At 58.5% G+C, this 24,810-nt stretch carries 23 protein-coding genes and 1 pseudogene; 10 read left to right on the plus strand and 14 right to left on the minus strand.

Annotated features, from left to right (window positions below):
- Window positions 1–2: 2 nt before the first annotated feature.
- The 5 genes from AC1RR3_RS01075 to folD are packed head-to-tail and all read left to right on the plus strand — an operon-like array spanning window position 3 to window position 5,612.
- Window positions 3–272 carry a sarcosine oxidase subunit delta gene (locus AC1RR3_RS01075; protein ID WP_492818485.1) on the plus strand — a complete coding sequence of 90 codons (270 nt, stop codon included), beginning with the start codon at window positions 3–5 and terminating at the stop codon, window positions 270–272.
- Window positions 269–3,235: a sarcosine oxidase subunit alpha family protein gene (locus tag AC1RR3_RS01080; RefSeq protein WP_492818487.1), complete on the plus strand. Its 2,967-nt coding sequence runs from the start codon at window positions 269–271 to the stop codon at window positions 3,233–3,235. The genes AC1RR3_RS01075 and AC1RR3_RS01080 overlap by 4 nt, the downstream gene beginning before the upstream one ends.
- Entirely contained in the window at window positions 3,228–3,818 is a 591-nt protein-coding gene (locus AC1RR3_RS01085) for a sarcosine oxidase subunit gamma (protein ID WP_492818489.1), read from the plus strand. The genes AC1RR3_RS01080 and AC1RR3_RS01085 overlap by 8 nt, the downstream gene beginning before the upstream one ends.
- A 36-nt stretch (window positions 3,819–3,854) precedes the next feature.
- Window positions 3,855–4,712 carry a formyltetrahydrofolate deformylase gene (gene purU, locus AC1RR3_RS01090; RefSeq protein WP_492818491.1) on the plus strand — a complete coding sequence of 286 codons (858 nt, stop codon included), beginning with the start codon at window positions 3,855–3,857 and terminating at the stop codon, window positions 4,710–4,712.
- 3 nt (window positions 4,713–4,715) lie between these two features.
- Window positions 4,716–5,612, plus strand: a complete 897-nt coding sequence (folD, locus tag AC1RR3_RS01095) for a bifunctional methylenetetrahydrofolate dehydrogenase/methenyltetrahydrofolate cyclohydrolase FolD (protein WP_492818493.1) — start codon at window positions 4,716–4,718, stop codon at window positions 5,610–5,612.
- Between the two features lie 249 nt (window positions 5,613–5,861).
- Here the strand turns inward: folD and AC1RR3_RS01100 are convergent, their stop codons facing one another.
- The 5 genes from AC1RR3_RS01100 to AC1RR3_RS01120 all read right to left on the minus strand — a co-directional run bounded on the left by AC1RR3_RS01100 (window position 5,862) and on the right by AC1RR3_RS01120 (window position 10,391).
- Window positions 5,862–6,755, minus strand: a complete 894-nt coding sequence (locus AC1RR3_RS01100; RefSeq protein ID WP_492818495.1) for an alpha/beta fold hydrolase — start codon at window positions 6,753–6,755, stop codon at window positions 5,862–5,864.
- A 16-nt stretch (window positions 6,756–6,771) separates the two neighbouring features.
- A complete protein-coding gene (locus AC1RR3_RS01105) occupies window positions 6,772–8,139 on the minus strand; it encodes a zinc-binding dehydrogenase (protein WP_492818497.1) in 1,368 nt (455 codons plus the stop codon).
- Complete coding sequence (locus AC1RR3_RS01110; RefSeq protein WP_492818499.1) at window positions 8,136–8,501, minus strand: nuclear transport factor 2 family protein; 366 nt, start codon at window positions 8,499–8,501, stop codon at window positions 8,136–8,138. Before AC1RR3_RS01110 ends, AC1RR3_RS01105 begins: the two co-directional genes overlap by 4 nt.
- Window positions 8,491–9,051 (minus strand): TetR/AcrR family transcriptional regulator, encoded by a 561-nt coding sequence (locus AC1RR3_RS01115; RefSeq protein ID WP_492818501.1) that lies wholly within the window; start codon window positions 9,049–9,051, stop codon window positions 8,491–8,493. Before AC1RR3_RS01115 ends, AC1RR3_RS01110 begins: the two co-directional genes overlap by 11 nt.
- Before the next feature lie 749 nt (window positions 9,052–9,800).
- Window positions 9,801–10,391, minus strand: coding sequence for a TetR/AcrR family transcriptional regulator (locus AC1RR3_RS01120; RefSeq protein ID WP_492818503.1), 591 nt, complete (start codon window positions 10,389–10,391; stop codon window positions 9,801–9,803).
- 143 nt (window positions 10,392–10,534) lie between these two features.
- Between AC1RR3_RS01120 and AC1RR3_RS01125 the strand changes: the two genes are divergently transcribed.
- Window positions 10,535–10,714: a hypothetical protein gene (locus AC1RR3_RS01125; RefSeq protein ID WP_492818505.1), complete on the plus strand. Its 180-nt coding sequence runs from the start codon at window positions 10,535–10,537 to the stop codon at window positions 10,712–10,714.
- A 2-nt stretch (window positions 10,715–10,716) separates the two neighbouring features.
- Window positions 10,717–11,232: a hypothetical protein gene (locus AC1RR3_RS01130; protein WP_492818507.1), complete on the plus strand. Its 516-nt coding sequence runs from the start codon at window positions 10,717–10,719 to the stop codon at window positions 11,230–11,232.
- Window positions 11,233–11,344: 112 nt separating this feature from the next.
- On the opposite strand, the gene AC1RR3_RS01135 is transcribed toward AC1RR3_RS01130, so the two are convergent.
- The 5 genes from AC1RR3_RS01135 to AC1RR3_RS01155 form a co-directional block, all read right to left on the minus strand.
- The gene (locus tag AC1RR3_RS01135) at window positions 11,345–12,127 is read right to left on the minus strand and encodes an ABC transporter ATP-binding protein (RefSeq protein ID WP_492818509.1); all 783 of its coding nucleotides are present in this window, start codon (window positions 12,125–12,127) and stop codon (window positions 11,345–11,347) included.
- Window positions 12,124–13,887 carry a branched-chain amino acid ABC transporter ATP-binding protein/permease gene (locus tag AC1RR3_RS01140; protein WP_492818511.1) on the minus strand — a complete coding sequence of 588 codons (1,764 nt, stop codon included), beginning with the start codon at window positions 13,885–13,887 and terminating at the stop codon, window positions 12,124–12,126. Before AC1RR3_RS01140 ends, AC1RR3_RS01135 begins: the two co-directional genes overlap by 4 nt.
- On the minus strand, window positions 13,884–14,927 hold the full coding sequence (locus tag AC1RR3_RS01145; RefSeq protein ID WP_492818513.1) for a branched-chain amino acid ABC transporter permease: 1,044 nt from the start codon (window positions 14,925–14,927) through the stop codon (window positions 13,884–13,886). Before AC1RR3_RS01145 ends, AC1RR3_RS01140 begins: the two co-directional genes overlap by 4 nt.
- Before the next feature lie 119 nt (window positions 14,928–15,046).
- Window positions 15,047–16,180 carry an ABC transporter substrate-binding protein gene (locus AC1RR3_RS01150; RefSeq protein WP_492818515.1) on the minus strand — a complete coding sequence of 378 codons (1,134 nt, stop codon included), beginning with the start codon at window positions 16,178–16,180 and terminating at the stop codon, window positions 15,047–15,049.
- Between the two features lie 88 nt (window positions 16,181–16,268).
- A complete protein-coding gene (locus AC1RR3_RS01155) occupies window positions 16,269–17,906 on the minus strand; it encodes a long-chain-fatty-acid--CoA ligase (RefSeq protein ID WP_492818517.1) in 1,638 nt (545 codons plus the stop codon).
- Window positions 17,907–17,939: 33 nt separating this feature from the next.
- Between AC1RR3_RS01155 and AC1RR3_RS01160 the strand changes: the two genes are divergently transcribed.
- Window positions 17,940–18,683, plus strand: a complete 744-nt coding sequence (locus tag AC1RR3_RS01160; RefSeq protein ID WP_492818519.1) for a cupin domain-containing protein — start codon at window positions 17,940–17,942, stop codon at window positions 18,681–18,683.
- 12 nt (window positions 18,684–18,695) lie between these two features.
- Here AC1RR3_RS01160 and AC1RR3_RS01165 read toward each other — a convergent pair whose 3' ends face one another.
- Genes AC1RR3_RS01165 through AC1RR3_RS01175 form a run of 3 tightly spaced genes read right to left on the minus strand, consistent with a single transcriptional unit; the run spans window position 18,696 to window position 22,586 of the window.
- Window positions 18,696–20,426, minus strand: coding sequence for an amidohydrolase (locus AC1RR3_RS01165; protein WP_492818521.1), 1,731 nt, complete (start codon window positions 20,424–20,426; stop codon window positions 18,696–18,698).
- Between the two features lie 25 nt (window positions 20,427–20,451).
- The gene (locus AC1RR3_RS01170; protein WP_492819762.1) at window positions 20,452–21,744 is read right to left on the minus strand and encodes a Zn-dependent hydrolase; all 1,293 of its coding nucleotides are present in this window, start codon (window positions 21,742–21,744) and stop codon (window positions 20,452–20,454) included.
- 29 nt (window positions 21,745–21,773) lie between these two features.
- Window positions 21,774–22,586, minus strand: coding sequence for an enoyl-CoA hydratase/isomerase family protein (locus tag AC1RR3_RS01175; protein WP_492818523.1), 813 nt, complete (start codon window positions 22,584–22,586; stop codon window positions 21,774–21,776).
- Between the two features lie 222 nt (window positions 22,587–22,808).
- On the opposite strand from AC1RR3_RS01175, the gene AC1RR3_RS01180 reads away from it, so the two are divergent.
- Both AC1RR3_RS01180 and AC1RR3_RS01185 read left to right on the plus strand, forming a co-directional pair.
- Entirely contained in the window at window positions 22,809–23,030 is a 222-nt protein-coding gene (locus AC1RR3_RS01180) for an ATP-binding protein (RefSeq protein ID WP_492818525.1), read from the plus strand.
- Entirely contained in the window at window positions 23,027–23,692 is a 666-nt protein-coding gene (locus tag AC1RR3_RS01185; protein ID WP_492818527.1) for a response regulator transcription factor, read from the plus strand. Before AC1RR3_RS01180 ends, AC1RR3_RS01185 begins: the two co-directional genes overlap by 4 nt.
- A 496-nt stretch (window positions 23,693–24,188) precedes the next feature.
- Here the strand turns inward: AC1RR3_RS01185 and AC1RR3_RS01190 are convergent.
- Window positions 24,189–24,773, minus strand: a pseudogene (locus AC1RR3_RS01190) (TetR/AcrR family transcriptional regulator); the annotation flags it as partial.
- Window positions 24,774–24,810: the final 37 nt, after the last annotated feature.

Genomic DNA, 24,810 nt, shown 5'->3' on the forward strand with positions numbered 1-24,810 from the left:
GCATGCGCATCAAATGTCCTTACTGCGGATCGCGGGACTCGGGGGAGTTCAGCTATCTAGGCGACGCCAAGATGAAACGGCCTGCAGATGGCGGCAATGACATCGATGGTCCAATGTTCGACTACGTATATCTCCGAGACAATCCGGCAGGGCTGCATCAAGAGCACTGGTATCACGGAGCCGGTTGCCGCTCCTGGATCATCGTCGAACGCGACACTCGCAACCACGAAATTGCCTCGGTCCAGTTCGCGCGCCCGGAAGCATTCCGATGAGCGGCCACAGGCGCCTTTCGACAGGTGGGCATATCGACCGGTCCAAGCCTTTGAAATTCTCGTTCGATGGTAGATCTATGCACGGCTTTGCCGGTGACACGCTTGCCTCTGCATTGGTCGCTAACGGCGTGACCTTGGTAGGACGCTCTTTCAAGTATCATCGTCCGCGCGGCATCCTTAGCGCCGGTCCGGAAGAGCCAAATGCCCTGGTCAAACTCCGCTCCGGCGCAAGATGCGAACCGAACACCAAGGCTACGACTGCCGAGTTGTATGACGGGCTGGAAGCGCGGAGCCAGAATCGCTGGCCGACGCTTGGCTTCGACATTCATGCAATCAACCAGTTGGCCGGTCCGATCATAGGCGCCGGCTTCTACTACAAGACTTTCATGTGGCCCGCGGCTTTCTGGGAAAAAGTCTACGAGCCGCTCATTCGCAAATCAGCGGGCCTCGGTCGCCTCAGCGGCGCCGCGGACCCGGACCGATACGAGAAGGCCTACGCGTTCTGCGACCTCCTGGTGATCGGCGGCGGTCCAGCCGGCCTGACTGCCGCACTAACGGCGGGCCGCGCGGGCGCGAAGGTGATTTTGGCCGACGAGGATTTTGCTCTTGGCGGCCGGCTCCTGTCCGAAACCCACCTGATCGACGACATGCCCGGCCTTCAATGGAAGGCGGCGGTCGAGGCCGAGCTCACTGCTATGCCAAATGTCCGGATCATGCGGAGGACGGCAATATTTGGCATGTACGACGGCGAATTCGGCGCCATCGAGCGGGTGGCGGATCATCTTCCGGTGCCTCCCGCCTTTACGCCGCGGCAACGGATGTGGAGCATCGTCGCCGACGAAAGTATCCTCGCCACCGGCGCGATCGAACGCCCTATTCCGTTTGCCGGCAACGATGTTCCGGGGGTCATGCTGGCGTCCGCCATGCGCTCCTACCTCAACCGGTTCGCTGCGATACCGGGCACCAACGTTGCAATTTTCACTACCTGCGACGACGGATGGCGGACTGCATCCGATTTCAGGCGTGCCGGCATTTCGGTTGAATGCGTTATCGACGCGCGATCCGAAGTTTCCGACCGGGTCCGATCGCTAGTTCGGGACGTTCCGATCCATGTCGGCAGTCGCGTGGTGCGCGCCATCGGAAAGCAGGCCCTGGAGTCGATCGTTGTGGTTCACGCCAACGGCCGGCGGATGGAAGTACCTGCGGACGCACTTGCTATTTCAGGCGGTTGGAATCCGAACATCGGCCTCACCAACCATCTCGGAGCGAAACCCGTCTGGTCGGAAGAAAAGGTCGCCTTTGTACCAGGCGGCCTTCCAAAGGGCATGACAGCCGCAGGAGCCGCTGCGGGCAACTGGATCCTTTCGGAAGCAATTTCCGACGGACAAACGGCAGGTCGCGACACGGCGCTTCGCTCCGGTTGGGTCTCGGAGCAGTCAAAGCTGCCCAGTGCTGGCTTTGATTGCGGCAACGTGGAAGCGCTTTGGCGGGTCACCGAAGGAACTGGCAAGGCATTCGTCGATTTTCAGAATGACGTCACCGCCGATGATATCGCGATCGCCGAGCGCGAGGGATTTCGGTCAGTCGAACACCTCAAACGGTACACGACGCTCGGGATGGCGACAGATCAAGGCAAGACATCGAATATAACCGGTCTCGCTTTGATGGCTGAACTGACCGGGCAGAAGATTTCTAGTGTCGGGACCACTCGCGCCAGGCCGCCCCAGGTTCCGGTGGCGATCGGAGCGTTTGCCGGTCCGCATAGCGGCAAGAATTTCAAGCCAATCCGGCTGACGTCAGGACACCAATGGGCCGCATCGTCGGGAGCCACGTTCGTCGAAGTCGGCCAGTGGCTTCGCGCCCAATGGTTCAATCAATCAGGTGACGCCGACTGGCTGCAAAGCGTCACCCGCGAAGTGAACGCGACCCGTTCATCGGTGGGCATCTGCGACGTATCGACCCTCGGCAAGATCGCCTTGATGGGACCGGACGTCGGCAGCTTACTCGATCGGGTCTACATCAATAAATTTTCGACCCTTGGCGTGGGAAAAGTCCGCTACGGCGTGATGCTGCGTGAGGACGGCTTCGTGATGGACGACGGCACCGCAGCACGGCTTTCCGCCGATGAATATGTGATGTCGACGACCACCGCCAATGCCGGCAAGGTGATGCAGCACCTGGAGTTCTGCCATCAGGTCCTTTGGCCGGATCTCGACGTTCAGATGGTCTCGGTCACCGAGCAATGGGCGCAGTATTCCGTGGCCGGACCGCGCTCGCGCGAGCTTCTGCAGAAGCTGTTCGGGGACAAGGCCGACCTTTCGAACAATGCCTTTCCTTATCTTTCCTGCGCAGAGTTTCAACTAGGACCGGTCCCGACGCGCTTGTTTCGAATTTCGTTTTCCGGAGAACTCGCATACGAGATCGCCGTGCCGTCGGGTTTCGGTGGTTCATTGATCGTGAGGTTGATGGAGCTCGGCTCCAAGCTCGGTGTCTGTCCGTACGGCACTGAAGCATTGTCGGTCATGCGTATCGAAAAGGGACACGCTGCGGGCGCCGAGCTGAACGGCCACACCGTCGCCCGTGATCTCGGCATGGGACGGATGATGTCTGCCGACAAGGACTATATCGGCCGGACGATGTCGCAACGGCCAGCCCTCATTGATCTCGACCGGCCGACCCTTATCGGGTTCAAGCCGGTCGATCGCCACCGCAGACTGAGAAATGGCGCTCATTTCTTCGCGATGGGAGCTGCAAAATCCCCTCTGAATGACCAAGGGTACATGACCTCAACCGCATTCAGTCCCTCTCTGGACCATTGGATCGGCCTCGGCCTACTGGTCCGCGGACCGGACCGGCTGGGCGAACGCGTACTCGCATACGACCCAATACGATCCGAGGAGATCGCAGTCGAAGTGGTGTCACCGCTTTTCGTAGATCCGGAAGGGAGACGCCTCCGTGTATGAACTCGCAATTTCGCGCGCCTTCGACGGTCTGCGTCCTGCAGGTTCCGGCGACGGCGTTGCTGCTATCGAACGCTTGGGGCTCGGCATGGCAACCGTCATGACCCGTCGAGGAAAAGCCCACGACCTCATACAAAAGGTCAAACTCAGTTTCGGCATAGAATTGGCCGACGCTCCCGTGAGATGCAGATTCGACCGTGTATCCTTCGTTGGAACGGGAAGCGGCAAATGGCTTGCCGTTTTCGAGGGCGCCACAAGTGATTTTTTTGAACGCCTTCGAGTTGAATTGGCAAGCTTGGCCTCCGTCGTAGACCAGTCACATGCGTTCGGCGTTCTTCGGCTTTCCGGGCCCGCGTTGCTTTCGACGCTGGAGAAAGGGGTCCAAATCGACCTCTCGCCCGAGGCATTCTCGGTCGGGCGTGCGGCCGCGACTAACATCGCTCATGTAGGCGTGAGTTTATGGAAGGTCGACGACGCTCCCACCTTCGACATCGCCGTTACACGGAGCATGGTTGGCAGTTTTTGTCATTGGCTCGAGACTTCCGCTGCCGTCCACGGCCTGGCCGTCCATCGACGCCCCGACTAAGAACCGCCCCGAAGATCCAACAGGAAACCAACTTGGATGCTGAACGAAGCCATACTGTCACTATCCTGCGCCGATCGGCCGGGAATCGTCGCCGGAGTTTCAGCCAAGCTTCTGGAAACCGGCTGCAATATCACGGAGGCTCATCAGTACAATGATCCTGACACTGCGCTGTTTTTCATGCGCGTCCGGTTCGCAATGTCTGGCGAAGGCTCCGCAGAAATCCTGGCCGAAAGCTTCAGAGACGTAGCCGAAAGGTTCGGCATGAAGTTCAACATCCGGGGCACGGAACGCCGGCAACGGGTCGTCTTGCTTACCTCCAAGTTGGACCACTGCTTGTCCGACGTCCTCTACAGATGGCGGACCGGAGAAATCATGATGGATCTCGTCGGCATCATCTCCAATCATCCCCGAGAAACCTACGCGCATCTCGATTTCGACGGCGTCCCCTTTCACTATCTTCCGGTCACCAAAGCGACAAAGATGGAGCAGGAGGCACAGATATGGGAATTGATCCGCACGGCAGAAGCCGATCTCGTCGTGCTTGCGCGATATATGCAGATCCTCTCGGACGGGTTCGCGGCCAAGCTGTCAGGCCGTTGCATCAACATCCATCATTCGTTCCTTCCAGGCTTCAAGGGCGCGAAACCGTACCACCAGGCGCATGCACGCGGTGTCAAGCTAATCGGCGCCACTGCACATTATGTGACCGCGGATCTGGACGAGGGCCCCATCATCGAGCAGGACGTGGAACGAATCAGCCATCAGGATTCACCCGAAAACTTGACTCGAAAAGGCAGGGATATCGAGCAGCGCGTTCTCGCTAGGGCAATAACCTGGCATCTAGCCGGACGCATCATCGTGAACGGCCACAAGACAGTTGTATTCAGGGATTGAGAGATGACCGCTATCGTAATCGATGGACGGAAGATTGCGGCCGAGCTCCGCATGAGGCTGGCCAGGGAGATAGTCGCTCACGCCCGCAAGGGCATGCGGCCTCCGGGCCTCGCCGTGGTTCTGGTAGGGGATGATCCGGCCAGCGCGGTCTACGTCCGATCGAAGGCCACGATGTGCGTGGAAGTCGGCATGCGTTCTTTTGAACACAAACTCAGCTCGGACACGCCTGAGAGCGAGCTTTTGGCGCTCGTGTCGCAACTTAACGCCGATACCGCGGTAGATGGGATCCTGGTCCAATTGCCGCTTCCCAAGAGCATAGACACCCATCGCGTCATGGGTGCGATCGATCCCGACAAGGACGTGGACGGCTTTCATCCCGTCAATGTAGGTCGGCTGTCCCTCGGACTCGCCGGATTCGCACCCTGCACGCCTGTTGGATGCATGTATCTGCTCGACAGCGTTCGACAAGACCTTACCGGCTTATCAGCGGTGATCGTCGGGCGTTCCAATATCGTTGGCAAGCCGATCGCTCAGATGCTTCTCGCACGAAATTGTACGGTGACGTTGGCTCACTCGAAGACGGCAGATCTAAGTTCGGTCTGTCGCGGCGCAGACATCTTGGTTGCGGCCGTGGGTGTTCCCCGAATGATCAAACAAGACTGGATTAAGCCGGGCGCCATCGTGCTTGATGTCGGGATCAATCGACTTCCCCAGTCTGAAGACGGGAAAGCAGGTGGTCTGGTCGGGGACGTCGATTATCAAGATGCAGTTTCCGTCGCGTCGGCCATCACGCCAGTACCAGGCGGCGTCGGGCCTATGACCATCGCCTGCCTTCTGTCGAACACGCTTGAATCGGCTATTCGTCGCCAAGGAGATGTGCCACGCAAGGCGACCGACTAACTGAAGGTCGCGCGATCGCCGTGAGTCCACGTTCGACGCATCGAACTCGAGAAGGACGTCGAGGCCGAGCGTGAACCAATAGCTGACCAAGCGCCGATCCAGAACTTTGACGAGAACGCTAGCGCCGCCTCAGGCACCTCATCCGGTTTCGGCGCAAATGTACGACTCTCCAAACGGAGCTGGTCCCCGAGAGGCCGGTCGGAGGACCTTGTGGCTAGTACAATGGCCTTGTTTGTTCTCGGCGCCAGGTCACCCATGTCGGGGGGTATCCTTGAGGTATGCGGCGATCATCTCGTTCACCTCGTTCGGCTTTTCCAGGTGCAGGAAATGCCCAACGCCAGTCACAAGCCGACGATCAAGACCGTTCGTAAACAACTCGGCCATGCTTGCGGCCGCCGAATACCCGATGCACCCGTCTCGGTCACCGTGAAGGTAGAGACACGGCACGCGGATCGCTTCTGCCCCTATACGACGCTGGAGCTCCGCGTTCTTGTTGGGCACCGATGCCGCCCCGAGCGCGCTACGGTAGTAGGCGAGCGCAGCATCGATCACGCCCGGCGAGGCGAACGTCGTGCGGATCTTCGACATCTCGTCCGGAGGTAACGCCCAACCCGGCGACCAGTCGTTCCAAAGGCGTTCGATCAAATCGAAGTTGTCGTGCGCAACGGCTGCTTCGGCGAAGGGCATCTGGAAAAAGAATATGTACCAAGAGCGCCTTTGCTGTTCCGCCGACGCGACTAACGCCGACCGGAATCCTGATCCATATGGTACTGCTAACGTCACGATGCGGTCGAACAGATCGGGCGCCAGTACGGCTGCAGCGTAGGCGGCGTGCGCGCCCCAATCGTGGCCAAGCAGGGTCGCGCGTTTTGCGCCGAGTGATCGTACCAATTCGACGACGTCGTGCGCGAGGTCGGCCGTGTAGAACGTGGCGTCCTTGGGTGTCTCAGTCGGGGTATATCCGCGCATGAATGGGGCGACGACCCGATAACCCAATGCGGAAAAGTAGTTCAGTTGATGATGGAAGGAGTAAGCGTGATCCGGAAACCCGTGGAGACACAGGAGCAATGGACCGCGACCCGTGGCGAGATAGTGAAAAATAACGCCATTTGCCCGAACCGAGCCGACCTCCACGTCGTTCATGAGACCTCGCGCCGTGTCAGTTGAACGTCACGATGACTTTGCCATCGATACCGGCTTGCGAGGCCCTTACGACCGCGCCCTTGATATCGTCGGCTCGAAAGACGGAATCGATCTTCGCTACCAGCCGGCCGCTAACGGAAAGTTCGTCCAAGCCGCGATAGAGAGTGTCAATCACGTCGCGCGGCGCGCTTTGAAGACGTTTGGACAACCAGAATCCGCGGACCCGCAAGTCCTTGAACACGATCGTGCCGGGAGCTATCGCGGCGAGTTCGCCGCTCATTGCGCCGTAGATCACAAGCGTCGCCCCTGGCTCGAGACACGAAGCGATACGGTTCGTCGCTTGTCCCCCAACGCTGTCGATTCCCAACCGGATTGGCGCCTTTTTCGTGGCGGCTCCGATGCATTCGGCTAAATCTTCGCCGTCCAGCAGGACCACGTCGCCGCCCAGAGCCTTCAGCTCATCGATCACGTCGGACCGCCGAACGACATTCACGGTCTTGATACCCGAAAGACGGGCTAGTTGAATAGCGGCCCGGCCGACGCTGGAGTTTGCGGCATTCTGGACAATCCAGTCGCCAGTCTGGAGTTCTACGAAATCGCCGAGCAGCATGCTCGCGGTCGCCGGGTTCACCTTGAGTCCCGATTGCTGCATCAAATCGCCGTCCGGTGACACCCTGACCACTTCGGGCGCCTTGACCAGCCGGTACTCGCGCCAATTGTTGAGCGAGAGAAGGATCACCCGGTTGCCGGGCTCTAAATCCTCCACGTCCTTGCCGATCGCGATAATCTCGCCGACCGCTTCGTTGCCGATGGCCTGCGTGCTCGCGTCTAATCTGGGATAGATGCCCTGCATCGTCAGCAGATCCGCCGGGTTGATCGGAAACGCCAGAACCTTGACAAGCACTTCGTCGGAACGTGGCCCGGACGGCGTCTGCGTATCGGCGTATTGGACGACCTCCTCCGGTGTTCCGGTAGTCGAAAATTGAATCTGCTTCATGACGTCTGGTCCTTCTTGAACTTTTGGGCGCATAGCGTGGCGACCGCGGCTTGCGCCTTGGCCGGCCTCCACATGCGCTTGTGTAACCCATTCGCGGAGCACCGTTGGCTCGTCCATGGCTTCCACCGGCGCCTGATGGTGGCTCTCGATAGTGATTCGCCGCGCCCGCGTTACGTAGGAGAAGGGCTGACAACCGAGCGCCGCGCATCTACCGCGACTCGCCTCGTCCATCCGCAGGTAGCGGACGCCCTTCGTGACGAATCCGAACTGGATCCCCTCGAGGCTCAGTCCCGAGCCGGCGAAGAGTCTCGTTACGCTGATGGGGCCCAGGTTCTGCAGTTCGTGCGCAACCTCTTCGGCGATCGCCTTGGACGTGCTTCCGCTCATCCCGCGCTGGCCTCTTTCGCGGGATCGAAGAATCCCGTGATGCTCCGTAGCCGTCCGTCGCCAGCCACTATCGCGAAGCTTCTTCCGGTCTGCAGCACGACACCGTCCGGGCCCAACAGCCTCCACTCGGCGAGCATTCGGTCGTGATGGTGGATGACCGAGAGGATCTCGAATTTCCCGCCCTTCACGTTCTGCTGAAATCCGCCCATGTACGCCGACAGCGCGTCGCGACCTTCGATCAAACCGTTAGCGTCGCAATAGCTGCACGCGTCGGCGAGACAGGCCCCCAGTTCGCTCGCGCGGACGGACGGCTCGGACGACCAGATGCTCGCGTAGCGATCCCACAAAGACTCAGGCGTCACGGAAGCCTCCCTCCAGACCGTCGAATTCGAGATCGATCGCGCGCCTGACCATCTTCAGATCATAACCGCCGCGAACCAGGACCAGCACGCCCTGATACAGGGCGAGCAGTCTTATCGCCGCGACCTTCGGATCCAGGCTGTTCCCGAGCTTCTGGGACGCTTTCGCGGCCTCCAGTCGTTCGACGAAAGCCCGTTCCAAAATCTCGAAGCCCCTGAGGACGGCGTTGGCTGCGGCGTTGCCGTCGGTGCCGAACTCGATCGCGGAGTTGGTAATAAGGCACCCGAACGTTTCGCCGTTGGGCTCGCGCAGCAGGGAAAGAAACAACTTGCGCAGACCGGACAATCCGGCAGCGGGCTTCGCATACTCGGCGACGCGCCTTTCGAGCACTCCCTTCAGGTAGTGCGAGAACGCCGCGATAAAGATTCCGTTCTTGTCACCGAAGCTGTTGTAGATGCTACCAGCGCTCAGGCCTGTCGCGACCTCGAGTTCCGGGATGGAGACGCCGGAATAGCCCTTTCTCCGAAATGCATGCATCGCGCCGGTAAGCACCTCGACCTCGTTGTAGGATCTCGTTCGAACCATGTGTTACCTCACGTATTAAAACGATTATTTTATAATGATTATTTTAATAACGCTGTCAAGCGGAACTTCGCGATCGTCTGCTGGTTTGCATGAGGTTGCACTTCGAAGGCATCGACAGCCAAGCTGCTTGGCAAAAAACTCAGGTTCCATTTGCAGAATTCAGGGCGCCTTACCCCATTTTTTAACGAACCAAGAGCAGACGACAACAGGCAGGAAGAAGGACGTGCCAAGACGCACGATCGGCTAGGATGAAGACGACGAGCCCATGGCTGTGACTGCGATCGACAGATTGGCAGGGTTCGGACTCCACAACCTCGCATTCAGCGAATTGAGCTCTCATCAGGCTCAACATTGAACAGAAACATTTCGCGCCGGAATATCAGGTCACCTACTCACCGCAGCGACCCCGTTAGCATCGAACAAGCGACTGGAAAGCCGATCAAAGTTATAAGCAAAGTAACGCTGCACTTCGCCGGTGCCTTGGCCCGTAATGCTCCGATCGTAGTTTCGGTCGCCATGTCGTATGAAAAGTTGCGCGCGGCGGGATTTGCGATTGGACCAAAAATGTCACGGGTTCAAATCCCGGAGACGCCACCACCGATACCGACATTCACTTATCGTAGACATTTAAGCTGTGATTGGTGCCTCTGACGATCACCTTTAAGGCCATTAATACATTGATCTACCATGAGTTTTTAGAAAAAGCGAAGTCGCCTTCAGGCATACGATAGCATGATGCCCTCGGTCGCCAAGCGCCGAAACATCACGTCAATCCGCTGGGGCGACAGCTTTGCGCCACCATCGAGCCACCAAGTCATCACAGCCATGAAGGAACCAACGACATATTGGACGACCAGTTCGCGCGGAATAATGTCCTCGGACTTCTCGTCAACAGTTGCCGCAAGCTCATTGCGTATCAGATCGAAGAGTATCTGGCGAATAGTACCGAGAGCGATCGCCCCGCCGCGGCCGCCAACTAAAGCCCTGTAAAGATCAATATGATCGCGGGCATGTTCGAACATGGCCAGACTGAAGCTCAAGCTTCGATCCCTGATATTTCCCGATTTCGCCAGAGTTTCCTTCTGCCGATCGACGAGTTCCTTGCGTAGGTGATCGAGGCCGCTACGTCGTAAATCGTCCTTGCTAGTGTAGTGGGCATAGAACGTTGATCGACCGACGTTCGCTGCGTTGCAGATGTCGTCGACAGTGATGGCGTCGTAGCCCTTTTCTAGGATCAAAGAAATATGAGCCTGTTGCAGCGTCGTCCTCGTCCGAGCGACGCGGCGGTCAATCGGCTTCTTTGCCATCTCCGCATTATTCCCGGTCAGATCGAGCAAATTGTTCGATAACGGACATTCGAATTGGGTTGTTCGTTGACCTGATTCCGAACGTTATGTCTCTTATCGCATATCATGTCCGCCTTCAAAATGGCGGACGGAAGGAAACCCAAATGGCTGGTCAGCCGTCCTATCCCGGCGCGCCACGTTGGCTGAAAGTGTCCGCAATTGCGATCGCCGGCGTGGCCCTGCTGCTTGTGGTCCTGATTCACGGGGGCAGCGGATTTCGCCACCACATGCCGTCCATCATCGGCGGCCTTGGTCACAGCGCCGCGCAAGAGGGTGGCGGCTGATCATGAGCCCTCGCCTGCGCCAATTCGCACTTACCTTGCACGTCACTTCCTCGGTTGGCTTGCTCGGTGCGATCGCCGCATTCCTGGCCCTCGCCGTCACCGGTGTGACTGACCAGGATGAACAAATGGTGCGCGCGGCCTATCTGGCGATGCCATCGATCGCCCGTTTCGTCGTCGTTCCGCTGGCGTTTGCTTCCCTGCTGACCGGTCTCATCCAGGCGTTGGGTACCGCATGGGGCTTGTTTCGGCACTATTGGGTTCTGGTCAAACTGCTGTTCACCGTCTTCGCCACCATAGTCCTGCTGCTGAAAATGGATTTGATCAATTACGCAGCCCGCTTGGCTGGAGAGACGGCTTTGCCGCAAGCCAATCTTCGCGAAGCGGGAATTCAACTCGTGGTCCACGCCGCCGGCGGTCTGTTGGTGCTGCTCGTGCCCATGGTACTCTCGATTTATAAGTCACAGGGCATGACACGTTATGGATGGCGAAAGCAGTTCCAGCAGCAACCATCGTCGTAGATCACAGCCCCTGATCAAATCAATGCATTGGAACGTACGGCAACAGTTCCTTTGCCTGCCTGACAAACCACGCCCATAGTCTTCGGGAACGGCCTGCTGCCGATTTTTTGCTTCATGGCAATACTCCGTGGGTTCGGCGGTCACTTGAAGCTTCACGTTTGGATTGATCGCGCTCACCATAGCTGCGGCCCAGATACGTCTCCTGAATTCGAGGATTGCCGGCAAGTTCCGTGGCCGGCCCTTCGAGAACGAGATCGCCGGTCTCAAGAACATATCCATAATCCGCGATGCTCAACGCCACGCGCGCATTTTGCTCTACGAGCAAAATAGAGACACCAGCCGCCTTCAACGCTGCGATGATCTCAAATATTTCCCCGACGATGCGAGGAGCCAGCCCGAGGCTTGGCTCGTCCAGCAGCAGCAGCTTCGGCCGTGACATCAGCGCGCGTCCGAGCGCCAACATCTGCTGTTCGCCGCCTGACAATGTCGCAGCAAGCTGTGTCTTCCGCTCGCGCAGACGCGGGAATTTCAGGTAGACCTGCTCCAGAGCCTTGCCGACATTCTCGCCCCGTCGGGACGGAAGGAACGCCCCCAGGACGAGGTTGTCCAGCACGGTCATCGAAGGGAACAACTCTCGCTTTTCCGGAACCAGGCAGATCCCCCGCTCGACGCGCTCCTCGGCTTCTAGATCCTCGATCGGCCTCCCAAGGAACTTGATCCGGCCTTCACTTGGTTGCAGTGCCGCGATGGCGTTCAGCAAGGTCGATTTACCCGCTCCGTTTGGGCCAATCACCGTCACGATTTGTCTTTCGCCAACGATAAAGCTCGGACGATGAAGGGCCTCTACCAGCCCATACGAAACCGAAAGTTTTTCGATCTCAAGAAGTGTGCTCATTCGACGCCCCCAAGATAGGCTTCAAGAACCTTCGGGTTCGTTTGTATATCCTTCGGCATACCCTCAGCAATTTTCTGGCCAAAATCCATCACGACCAGGCGATCGACAAGTCCCATGACAAAATCCATGTCGTGCTCGACAAGCAGGATGCTCATTCCTTCGTCACGCAGCCTGTCCAGCAGCCCGGCCAGTGCGATCTTTTCCTTGTAGCGCAAACCCGCCGCCGGCTCGTCGAGGAGAAGCAGCGTCGGATCGGCACACAAGGCGCGGGCAATCTCTATGATGCGCTGCTGTCCGAGCGAGACGTTACCGGCCGCCTGAAACGCGACGTCGCTCAACCCTACCCGCTCTAGCTGGTTCATGGCCTCATGATAGAAACTCGCCTCTTCCGCGCGATTGAGTCGCAAGGAGGACTTCAGGACATTGCTGCTCCCCCGAAGGTGGGCGCCTATCATGACGTTCTCCAGAACGCTCATCTTCTTCACGAGCTGGACGTGCTGGAATGTTCGCGCCAGTCCCAAACGGGAGATCTTTCGCGACGCAAGTGTATCGATCCGCTGCCCTCGAAAACGGACCTGACCGCTCGAGGGAGACAGTACGCCGGTAATCACGTTGAACATCGTGCTCTTGCCGGCGCCGTTGGGACCGATCAGCCCGACGATTTCACCCGCCCGGACGCAGAACGATGGGCCATTGACGGCAAGCAGCCCGCCGAACTTCTTCGTAATCGAAGCGACCTCCATGATCGTTTCGCCCGGCTTGGCTCTTTCTCGCCGATCCAGCTTCTTGCAGCCGGTCAAATCCGCGGTCTTTCGCGCTGCAGGGAACCACCTCGCAAAAAATCCGGCAATTCCCGTCCGTGTAAACTGCAGCAAGGTTGCGACAAACACGCCGAAGATGATGGTTTCAAAATTGCCGGACCGGCCGAGAATTTGTGGAAGGATATCTTGGAGCCATTGCTTGAGAAGCGTGAGGAAGCTCGCACCAACGATCGCACCCCAAACGAAGTTCGCGCCTCCGATGACAGCCATGAACAGGTATTCGATTCCGGCCTCCAGCCCGAAAGGTGTCGGGTTTACGAAGCGCAGCAGATGGGCGTAGAGCCAGCCGGCGATGGCGGCAAAAACCGCCGAGTAAACGAAGATGACGGTCTTGAGGTGGCTGGTATCGACGCCGAAGCTCTCTGCCATCGTGGCCGCTCCCTTGAGCGCGCGCACCGCCCGGCCCTGCCGGGAATCGAGCAAATTCTTCAAAAACAGGATGAGCAAAAGGACGACGGCCCAAATAAGAAAATAGAAAGACGCTGCTGATTCAAAATTGAATCCCACAAGGGAGACCGCCGGAATTCCGCTGATGCCCGTATGCCCGCCGAGCCCCTCGATATTTCCGAAGAGATAAAACAGGCTGATGCTCCACGCGATCGTGCTCAAGGGAAGATAGTGCCCCGAAAGTCTCAGCGTGACCAAGCCAATGGCGAAGGCAGCGGCGGCAGCTACGATCAATCCGGCCAACAGCCCAATCCAAGGTGAGACCGAGAACGCCGTTGTCAGATATGCCGTCGTGTATGCGCCGAGGCCGACGAACGCGGCCTGGCCGAAGGACGTAAGCCCGGCAATTCCCGTGATCAGGACGAGACCGAGAACGACAATGCTCGACAGTCCAATGTAGTTGAACTGGATGACGTAGAATTTTGGCAGCACGAACGGCACCAGCACCAGGGCCGCAACCGCAACACAGATAAGGATTCGTGGATTTTTCATTCCTCATCCGCCTCTTCGAGGTGCACGGTCGCCATCGACCTCCACAGTAGAACGGGAATGATTACGGTGAAGACGATCACCTCCTTGAATGCGCTTGCCGCAAAGGATGCGTAAGCTTCAAGCAAGCCGACAAAAAGCGCGCCGGCGGCGGCCAAGGGGTAACTCATCAGGCCGCCCACGATTGCGCCCACGAAACCCTTGAGCGCGATCAGCAAACCAGAGTTGTAGTAGACCGTCGAGATCGGCGAGACGAGGATTCCCGACAGCGTGCCTATCGAGGCGGCAAGCGCCAGGCATATTGTTCCTGACAGTCTTGTCCTGATACCGACGATCCGCGCCCCTACCCGATTGGCGGCCGTCGCCCTGAGTGCCTTACCCAGCATCGAGTGCTCGAAGAATAGATAAAGCAGGATGATCAGCGCAATGCTGGCCGCAATGACCCAGAGCGCCTGGGCAGACATGTCCAGCCAGCCGATTTCGAGCCGGCCGCTCGCAAATGAAGCCGTACGCACACCTTCGGCCCCGAATGCCAGTAGCCCCAGCCCGACCATGGCAAGGTGAACCGCAACGGCGGCGATCAGAAGGACGAGAATCGAGGCGCCTGCTAAGGGTTGAAAGAACAAGCGGTAGATCAAGGGCCCAATCGGAACCACGATCGCGACCGTCAGAAGCGCCTGTATTGGAAGTGGAAAGGTTTTCAGCGGCGCCAGCCAGCAGAGGGCAGCGAGGGCCCCGGGCGCCATCAGATAAACAGCCAACGTTCTCGGTAATCCGGACAGCCGCCGGAGGCGAAGCATCGAAATGCATTCAAGGGCTGCGACCACCGTACTCAGGCCACAGAGAATCCACAGCGTTCCCGGAACGCCGCCGAACTGAATGCTTGCCAGTGTCATTGCGCCATAGGTGACAAATTCGCCCTGGGGTACAAAAACGATGCGCGTCACCGAGTAAACCAGCACCAGCGACAATGCCAAGAGCGCGTAAATCGCGCCGTTCGTTAGTCCGTCCTGGCCCAGCAGCACAAATATCTCAGATGTCATCTTTGGAAACTTCTCATAACGAAAGAAAACACTCCGGCGACCGATAAATTGCGATCCAGGTCAAGAAAGAAATTGCCTCCCGCATCTTCACCAACGTGGAAGGCCAGGCCTGGGAGGAACTACTTTGCCAAGGCCCAATTGCCGTCCTTGACAGTGATGACGACCGGCGCATCCATGCTGAAGCCGAAGTGATCGTCGCCGGTCATATTGATCAGACCACCGGTTGCTTTGACATCCTTGGCGCTTTCGATCGCATCGCGAAGCGCTCTCCTGAATTCAGCAGTGCCGGGCTTTGCAGACTTTTCCGCAGCCGCCGCGGCATTTTGAATGACGAGCCAGGCGTCGTAAGCGTTCGCACCGAGACCGGACAACGTACCGGGACCGTACTTGTCCTCGTAAAGCTTGGCGTAAGTGACCGCCGGGACCTTGGCCGGGCTTGATTCCGGCAGATCCTTGGCAACCATCGCGGGGCTCGAAGGAAGGAACGTACCTTCCACGGTCTTGCCGCCGAGCCTCAGGTAGTCCGCATTGATAACGCCTTGGTTCTGATAGACCTTGCCCTTGTAGCCGCGGTCCAGCAAGGCAGCCTGCGGAAGCACCGCGGGTGTGCCAGACGCACCGATCAGGATCGCATCGGGTTTGGCGGCGACGATCTTTAGTATTTGCGCTGCGACCGAAGTGTCGGTCGGATTGTAGCGCTCGTTGGCAACAATCTCGACGCCGTCCTTGGCACTGGATTCCTTGACCGCGTTCCACCAATCCTCGCCGTACGCGTCGTTATAGCCTATGAACGCCAGGGTTTTCACACCCGTCTTCTTCATGTGCTTCACGGCCACGTCGGCCATATACAGGCTGCCGAATGCCGTCTTGAATATCCACTTCCGATCGGCGTCCATGGGCGCGATGATGCGGCTCGCCGCCGCGACGCTGATCATCGGTGTACCGGCCTTGCTGGCAACCTCGAGCATTGCGAGCGAGTTCGGGCTGGTCGAGGATCCGATGATTGCGTCGACATTGCTTTCCGTAGTCAGTTTTTCAACGTTGCGCCGCGCTGCCGTCGTGTCCGATGCATCATCCAGGAAAATGAATTCGAAGTTTTTGGCGTCCGGCGTCGCCGCAACGAGCTGAAGCGTGTTCTTCTCCGGAATTCCCAGCGAAGCTGCGGGACCGGTGGTCGACAAGGTAACACCGATCTTGACCTGCGCTTGAGACGCGCTCACGGCCGAAAGCATCGCCGAAAGCGCGATCGCCACCCACCCAGAATGTGAGATCCTGAAGTTCCCCATTTCCCGCCCCCGTTTTCTGTCGTTTGAAAAACTAATTGATCCGAAGTGGCCGCGGTTAGACCTTGCGTGTGCGCCCTTCCCAATACTTTTCCCTGATTGGGTTCTTCGTGATCTTGCCGGAGGCGTTTCGCGGAATGATTTCGGCGAAATCGACGCTCTTCGGAATTTTGAACCCTCCAAGCTTGCCTCGGCAAAATTCAATAATCGCTTCAGGCGCGGGAGATGAGCCGACGCGCGCCACGACAACCGCTTTCACCGCCTCGCCCCAGCGCGAATCCGGCACGCCAATCACCGCCACGTCCAGGACATCGGGATGACCCGAAATCACGTTCTCGACCTCGATCGGATAGACGTTCTCGCCGCCGGAGATAATCATGTCGGTTTTTCTGTCGACGATGAAAAAATGCCCGCTGGGAGCGCGGTATGCGAGATCTCCGGTATAAAGCCATCCGTCCTTCAAGGATTTCGCCGTCGCATCCGGCCGCTTCCAGTAGCCGGTCATCAAGCTTTCGGATTTGATGGCGATCTCGCCGACCTGACCGTCGGCACACGGCTGCGCGTCGTCGTCGACGACACGGAGCTCATAGCCCACCATCTGCCGGCCGCAAGAACGAAGCAGCGCCCTGTCAGACTGCAAACCGAGCCTGTGATCGGCCTCGTCCAGCACGCTAACCAGCACCCCGGATTCGGTCTGGCCATAGGTCTGCTGGAAGCCTGCCCCCGTCAGCTCCATCGCAAGCGAGAGTCGGTCCTCCGGGATAGGCGCAGCGCCGTAGACGATACGCTGCAACTTGCTGAAGTCGGTCCGTCGGATGCGTGGCTCTTCGAGCAGCATCATCAACATGGAAGGAACGAAGCTTCCGATCGTCACCTGCTCGCGCTCGATGAGATCGAAGACGTTGTCGGCATCCCAACGCGGCAGGATCACTATTGTAGACCCGGTTGCAAAATAGGTGAGCTGATAGATCTGTCCGCCCGCATGGAATTGCGGAACGGCCTGCAGCTTGACGTCCGTTTCGAGCGCTTTCAGCGCCAACGAGCTGTAAATCGTGCCTAGGAAAAAGCTGCGGTGCGGAAGCATCACACCCTTCGGACGACCCGTCGTACCGCTCGTGTACATCACGGTGAAGAGGTCGTCGGGCGAGACCTGTGCCCTGCTGGGCGTGTCCGATCCCTCCTGCATCAGCCATTCGTAATCATGCCCGATGGCAGGCTTATCCCCGATGGATATCCAGCAGCGGACATCTCCGACCTTGCGGTCGATCTGCTCGACGGTCGGCAGCAGGTCGGTACTGTAGACAACCGCTACCGCCGCGGAATTCTCGATGATGAATGAAAGCTCCGCTGCCGAGAGGCGTGTGTTCAATGGGACCCAAGTCGCCCCGATCGAGGCAATAGCAAATACGATCTCGACGTGTTCTGCCGAATTCGAGGAGAGGACGGCCACGTGCTCCTTCGGACGGATTCCGAGTCCACCCAAGGCACTCGCCATCCGCCGCACGCGTGAAGCGAGCTGACCATAGGTCTGCCGGCGGGGCCCGCAAACCAGCGCTAGTTTGTCTTCGCGCCGCTGTTCGTTGTTCCAGAGGAAATCCGGTATCAGCATCGTTTCAAGCTCCAGACCGAACACACACTCCGAACAAAGCGGGCTGCCGCGCTCATCCACCACTGCGGACACAATGAAATGATACATGACTTATTGTCAAGTCGACTTTCCAATCAGTTAATGCTTGATCCGGAGGCGTTTCTTGATGATATTCTGGCCTCCGTCAACGATCGCAGCAAAGGCCCTGATTTCGAAATGAAGCCGAATCCCAAAGCGCGCCCGCCAAAGAAACGGATGGCCGCATCTGCGCCGCGGCGAAAGGCGGCGGCCCCATCTCGCTCAGGCGGGGATGAAGTCGTCGATATGGAAATCGGCTTGCGGCTCAAGCATGCGCGCCTAGTCAAAGGGTTGAGGCTTCGTGAGTTGGCCGCGACACTTGACTGCTCCGAAAGTTTTTTATCGAAAGTCGAGAACGATAAGGTCCGGCCATCTCTTGCAATGCTGCACAGGATCGTCGGAGCGCTCGGTATCAATATTCCCCAGCTTTTTACCGGGCCTCTGGAGCCCGAGGGGCCGGTGCAGCTCGTACATGCCGACAACAGGCCCGTCATCCGCACCGGGCCTTTCGGCCAAGGCCCGGGAATACTGCTCGAGAGGCTTATCGCGGCATCTCGAACGTCTCTTCTCGAAGCCAATGTTCACTGCGTCGAGCCCGGTGGCCACACCGACGGCGTCTACACCCATGAGGGCGAAGAGATCGGCTACGTCCTGCAGGGGCAGTTGGAGCTGCAGGTCGACGGGACCTGGTATATTTGCAAAGAAGGGACCAGTTTCTTTTTCCGGTCAAATCTGCCGCACGGATATCGAAACATCGGGAAAATCATGACGAAGGTTCTTTGGGTAAATACGCCTGCAACCTTCTGAGTATCCGGCATCTTATTTCGCGGTCAGCGCCCCGGTATCATGAACCGCCTTCCCGCCAAACAGCGTTTGCAAAACGTGAGTTTTCTTCAGGTCGTCGACCGCGCAATTGACCGGATCCTGATCGATGATGGCGAGATCGGCCTGCATATCCGGGGCAAGATATCCGATGTCGTCCCAGCGCATTACCCGGGCCGCATCCCTGGTCATCATCGCGATGGCTTCAATTCGGGAGATGCTCTGACTTGGGCCGACATTCCGGTAACCGGATTCTCCGAACTCGTGAGTCAGCGATAGCTGGATTTGCTCCCAGGCGTTCTTGGGTCCCCAGTCACTGCCGCCGCCCACCGGCATCTTGGCATCGAGAAACCTTCTCAGCGGGATGATATCCGGCAAAACCTTCGATCCCATCGACCTCCGCATGAGTTCGCCTTCGCCCCAGCAGAATGTCATCGACGTCGTGTGACAGAAATTCAGCTTCTTGAAGCGCCTGATCTGGTCGGCCTCAATCGTCGTAGCATGGACAAGAACCCAGTTGAGCGAAGCGACGTCGTATTCGCGGGCAACGCCCTCAACCATTTCGAGTATCTCGTCATGCGATTGCGTGCCCATCGATAGAATGTTCAGCCTGAGTTGGCGTTCGGCCGCAAACCGCATGACGTATTCGGCCTTCTCCGGCGTAATGTGACGCTGACCGTGAGTGACGCAGCCATACACATTCAAGTACGGTGCCCGCATCATTTGGGCTCCGCCATAGCAATACCCATCCCACATCAGGCTGACGCCATTAAAGCGGAACAGCGGATCGTCCAGCTCGATCGAGGCAGCGGCGTTCTCGAGCCTCCGGATGAAGTCTGGCATTTCCCTGGGCTTGCTCCAGGGCATTCCATACGCCTCGGCCTCTTGCGAGGCGAGAACCCTCATCTCAAGCAGGCCGTCCTTGCGAAGCTTTCGGTAGGCATCGATCAGAACCTTGTCCATCATGTGGTTTTCGTAGACCCCAGTCACACCCTGCTGGTGGAACTGCCCGATGGCGGTCTGCGTCCCCGGAACAAGAAATTCATTCTTCAGGAATGGAATTCCGCGCCAGAGCTGCTGCCCGTAATCGTCGTAGCAATAGTAGTTGTTGATGGAACCCGTAACGCGGCCGGTCGGCTCGCCGTCAGCATCCTTTTCAATCCAGACATTCCCGATTCTGTCCGGTGACTCGCGCGTGATTCCCAGTTCGCGCAGCGCAAGCGAATTGAACGACATACAGCTCGGCCGCACCGGTCCCCACGCCTGAATGACGATCGGATGCTTGCTGCTGGCCTTGTCCAATGCCAGACGGCCAGGCAACAGCCCTTCCGTGAGGTCCTTATACGAGCGGCGGTGAAAGAAATGGGGCTCTCCGACGGGAGTCGCCTGCAGCCATTCGGCTTCAGGCTCGCGCCGTGCCCGATCAGCTATCTTCGCAATGATCTCTTCGTGGTTTCGGCAGTCCCAGATTTTGATCAGCGGCTCTTCCAAAGACCCGTAATGCAGCAAATGCGGATGGGTGTCCAACAGACCGGGCACAATCGAGGCGCCCTGCGCATTCAGCCGGCGGCTGGTTCGCGGGGTAACCTGCTCGACATCATTCTTCGACCCAATCGCGGCTATTCTGCCTTTGCTGATCAGTACCGCTTCCGCAATCGCATCACGCGGGTCCATCGTGTAGATGCGCGCGTCGTGAATCAACAGATCCTGCTCGTTGCCGATGTTCACACCGTCCTCCCCGAATGCTCCATCATCACTCTTTAAAGTGATCATTTGGCTGATTGGCCAATGTTGCCAGCGTCAAAGCCAAGACTCTGGTGCCCGCGGCAATGTCGGCGGCGGTCGCGCTTTCGTTTGGGCTGTGACTGACGCCTCCTGCGCAGGGAATGAAGACCATCGCGTTGGGACTGACCGCATGCATCGACTTCGCATCATGAAAGGCGCCCGAAATCAGTCGCCTGCTCGGGAGCCCGAGCGCTCCGGCTGCCCTGTCAAGAAGATCGACAAGGCCGGTATCGAAGCTGATCGGATCCATATTGACAGTCTCACGCAGAGAAATGCTGCATGATCCCGAGAACCCGCGGCAGACCGCCCGTATGGCTTCACTCGCGGATTTTAGCGTCGCCGCATCAGGGTGGCGTAAGTCGACCGAGAAAACAACACGCGAGGGAACCGTATTAGGTGAATTCGGTTCGACCGACAGACGGCCGATGGTGAATCGCAAAATGTCTGCGTCGTCGGCGAGTTGATCCTCGATCGCGGCTATGATTGACACCGTAGCCTTCAGTGCATCTTTCCGCATCCGGGACCGGGTCGTCCCTGCATGGGCTTCGGCGCCCGCAACTTCGATCTCAAACCACTTCGTTCCCTGGATACCCGTAACGACGCCGATGGTCGTTCCGGAACTCTCCAGAATTGGCCCTTGCTCGATATGCAATTCGAGATATGCGGCGACGGGAAAGCCGATTTGTCGGCGTTCTACCGTTTCCATCATGCTCATCACGTCAGCAAGGGCGTCCTCAAGCACGACGCCCTTCGGGTCTTTCAAGGGCAGAACATCTGCCAGGCTGGACTGGCCTGCGAAAACTGCTGAGCCCATGACACCCGGAGCGAAACGCGATCCCTCCTCGTTTGTCCAGGATACGACCTCAATCGCGCGCCTGGTTCTGATACCGACGGCATCCATGGCCTGCAATGCCTCGAGACCCGCCAGCACGCCCGACGCACCGTCAAACCTTCCACCGGCCGGCTGACTGTCGAGATGGCTCCCCGTCAAGATCGGAGACAGGCTTGGATCGAGTCCTTCCCGTCGAACGAAGAAATTTCCGATGGCATCTACAAAGCAGGTATAGCCCGCTTCTTCGGCCCAGCCCTTGAGTAACAAACGCGCCAGGCCGTCTTCACGCGAAAGGGCCTGCCGGTTCACCCCGCCGTCGCTCCGCGCGCCGAACGCTGCCATCTTGCCGTGCCGATCCCAGAGGCGTTTCTCTTTGACTGCCGCAACCAATCCTTGACTGTTGGAGACGAACTCTTTGTTCAAAATCATCAAGAAGGCCTACCCAAAGCTCGCGGGGGTCAGATCGGTGATTGGCGACTGAAATTGGGAGGTCGCTTCTCCAGATGGCCGGCGAGACCCTCTTTTACCTCCGAGCCGCCGAACCCCATGAATTCGAGCGCGAGAGACGTATCAAAGGTGGGACCCGCCATTCTGAGCCAGTTGTTGAGCGCGTATTTGGTCCAGCGAATGGCAGTCTGCGCGCCTTCGGCCAGCTTGACCGCAATTTCAAGGGACTTGGTTTCTAGGTCTGCGTCTTCCACAGCGAGGGCAACGAGCCCGATACGCTCGGCTTCTTCGCCTGACATCGCCTCGCAGAGCAGCAGATAATACTTTGATTTCGCCATGCCGCAGAGAAGCGGCCAGATGATAGCCGCGTGGTCTCCGGCTGCGACGCCCAGTCGCGCGTGACCGTCGACAATCTTTGCGGTTTTGGTGGCGATAGGAATGTCGGCGAGCATGCCGCAGGTGAGCCCTGCCCCCACGGCCGGTCCCCGGATCGCACTGATGATGGGCTTTGAACAATTGATCATATTGTAGACGAGGTCCTTCGATTGCTTCCAGCGCGCGGCCCTCTGATCGAACTCGTTGATATTACCCTTCAGCATCTCGAAGTCGCCGCCGGCGGAAAAGGCCTTTCCGACGCCGGTGAGTATGATCGCGTTAACGGCAGGATCCTCGTCGGCGTCACGCCAGATCTTGACCAGCTCGAGGTGCATCTGCTCGTCGGTCGCATTCAAACGCTCCGGACGGTTCATCTCGATCTTGAGAACGTTCGGATGAGGCCGGCTCAACCTCAGCTTCTCATACCGCTTGAACCAATCGTCATCCATGCCGCTCTCCTGCTGGATCGTTTGAAAGTTGTCTCACTACTTTTCCGCCCTGAATCTAAAATAGTCAAGTCTACTTGACTATTAGGCACGCCATATTGCATTCGTGGGACAGCGATACGGACCGGTCGCCGCTATGCTGCCGGCCACTGAGGATTGGGCCCGACGAGCCAGAGGCCGGAATGCAGGGCTGGCGAACCGAGCCTTGCAGGCCGATCCCGTCAAATGCTCAACGTTGACGTCTCCGACAACGGCCCGGGCGTTCCCGAGGGCCTTATCGCGCGGCTTTGCGATCCCTATGTCACCACTAAACCCTCCGGGCTCGGTATGGGTCTGATGATCAGTCGCACGATTGTCGAATCGCATGGTGGCTCGTTGCGCTATGCCTCGCATCGCGGCGCAAGCGCGACCTTTCGCTTTACACTTCCAGCGTGGTGCGATCCATGATCGGCTCCAACTCGACCAGCGTGGAGGTTTTTCTCGTCGACGACGAGAAGGACGTGACCGATGCCCTCGCTTGGCTTCTGGACTCGGTGAAGATTCGATCCCGCGCCTTCTCGTCAGCCTCGGCATTTCTCGAGGCCCTCGGCAGATTTGACGGCGCGGCCTGTGCCGTCGTCGACCTTCGAATGCCGGAGATGAGCGGTCTGGAATTGCAAAATCGGATATCGGAAGTAGGGCACGATTTTCCGCTGATCTTTCTTACCGCTCATGGTGATATTCCCGCGGCGGTCAACGCCATACAGGCGGGTGCGATCGACTTCATCCAAAAGCCGTTCAATCCCGACAAGTTCCTGGCTTCGGTCCAGCGTGCCATGCGCCTTGCCGGAGAGCGCCACGCCAGGCGCGTAGTCGACCTTAAAATCCGTCGGCTGATCGAACAGCTATCCGGCCGGGAACAGGAAGTTCTCCATGGCCTGCTGGATGGGCGGACCAGCAAGGAGATCGCCGTGGCGCTCGACATCTGCCCAAAGACCGTCGACGTCCATCGGGCGAATGTGATGAAGAAGATGGGCGTCACCAGCAGCGCCGAGTTGATACGCCTCGTTGGACCAAATTCGGTGCTTCGGCTCCCCTTTGGCTCGGCATCGAGCGCAGGGAGCGCGTAGTCGAGCGGAGCCTGCTCCCTGCTTCGGTGGGCTCCGGAACGCCGGCCGCCAAACGGCTGTTGACGCGTGCAACACCACGGTCGAACGAAGCCGCCCATGGCCGGAGCTGGGTGCAAAAGGAAGGCGGCCCGCGAGAGGAGGTCGGTCCTGGCGATGTCGTCTGGATCCCGCCGAACATACGCCATTGGCACGGGGTATCTGCCGACCAGCCGATGGTGAATTTCGCCATTGCCGAGGCACTGAATGGAAACACCGTGACCTGGATGGAGCTTGATCCTGACGAGGTTTAACGAGCCAGCGCGAAGGGGCCTTAAAACCACGCAAACCTCATGGCCACGCAGCGCATGATCCGGGTTGGCGATGCGGCCTGCGTGTCGTTAATCGAGATACCGAGGTCTGATAAGGACGCTTGTCGAGACGAGCTTCCAGCTATTGCGCCGACAGCGGCTGGTCCGCGCTAACCCAGAAGCACGCTGCAAGAACTTACTCAGATCCGTCACTCGGATATTGCGACGCCAATCGCTGGATTTCTCATGCGACATCTCGACTGCGACTTCTCCCCTTGAGAGGAGCGCTCTGATTGCCACCCACGGGATATCAGGGCGTAGCAGATCGGCCGCGCCAAGCAGGGTCTTGCTCCCGGGATTCCGCTCGCTGCGCTGTGCAAGTTCGATGATAGTATTTGGGTCATGGAACCGTGCCAGTGTGCCTCCACCAGCAGCACGGCGTCGGCGGTGGGATTGGAAAGTGGCGGCATGCGATCGGCAACTGCGCGCCGGAATTTCTCGAAATTGTCGCGGGTCAACGCGTTCATGTTCGAATCCGCCATACTTTCCCGCAGCCAAAGCAGCTGATCGCTCAGCAAATTTTCATACTGAAGGCCGGGCGTGCGATCGACGAAGATCCGGATCACGGCTTCCGCCCCCGTGTCGGGCGGCAGAAGATCGAGCGCGGCGAAGTTGCGGCGGTTGGTCAACTCCAGCGCCGCGAGGACGATCCCCTGTTTGCTCCCAAAGCGCTGGACAAGCGTGGCCAGCGATAGCCCCACGGCCTTCGCAACGTCGGCAAGGTGAACTCGCGAGGCCCCTTGCTGAACAGCGCCGGCATGGCGGCGTCAG

The organism is Bradyrhizobium sp. GW821-FHT13H05, assembly GCF_058804065.1.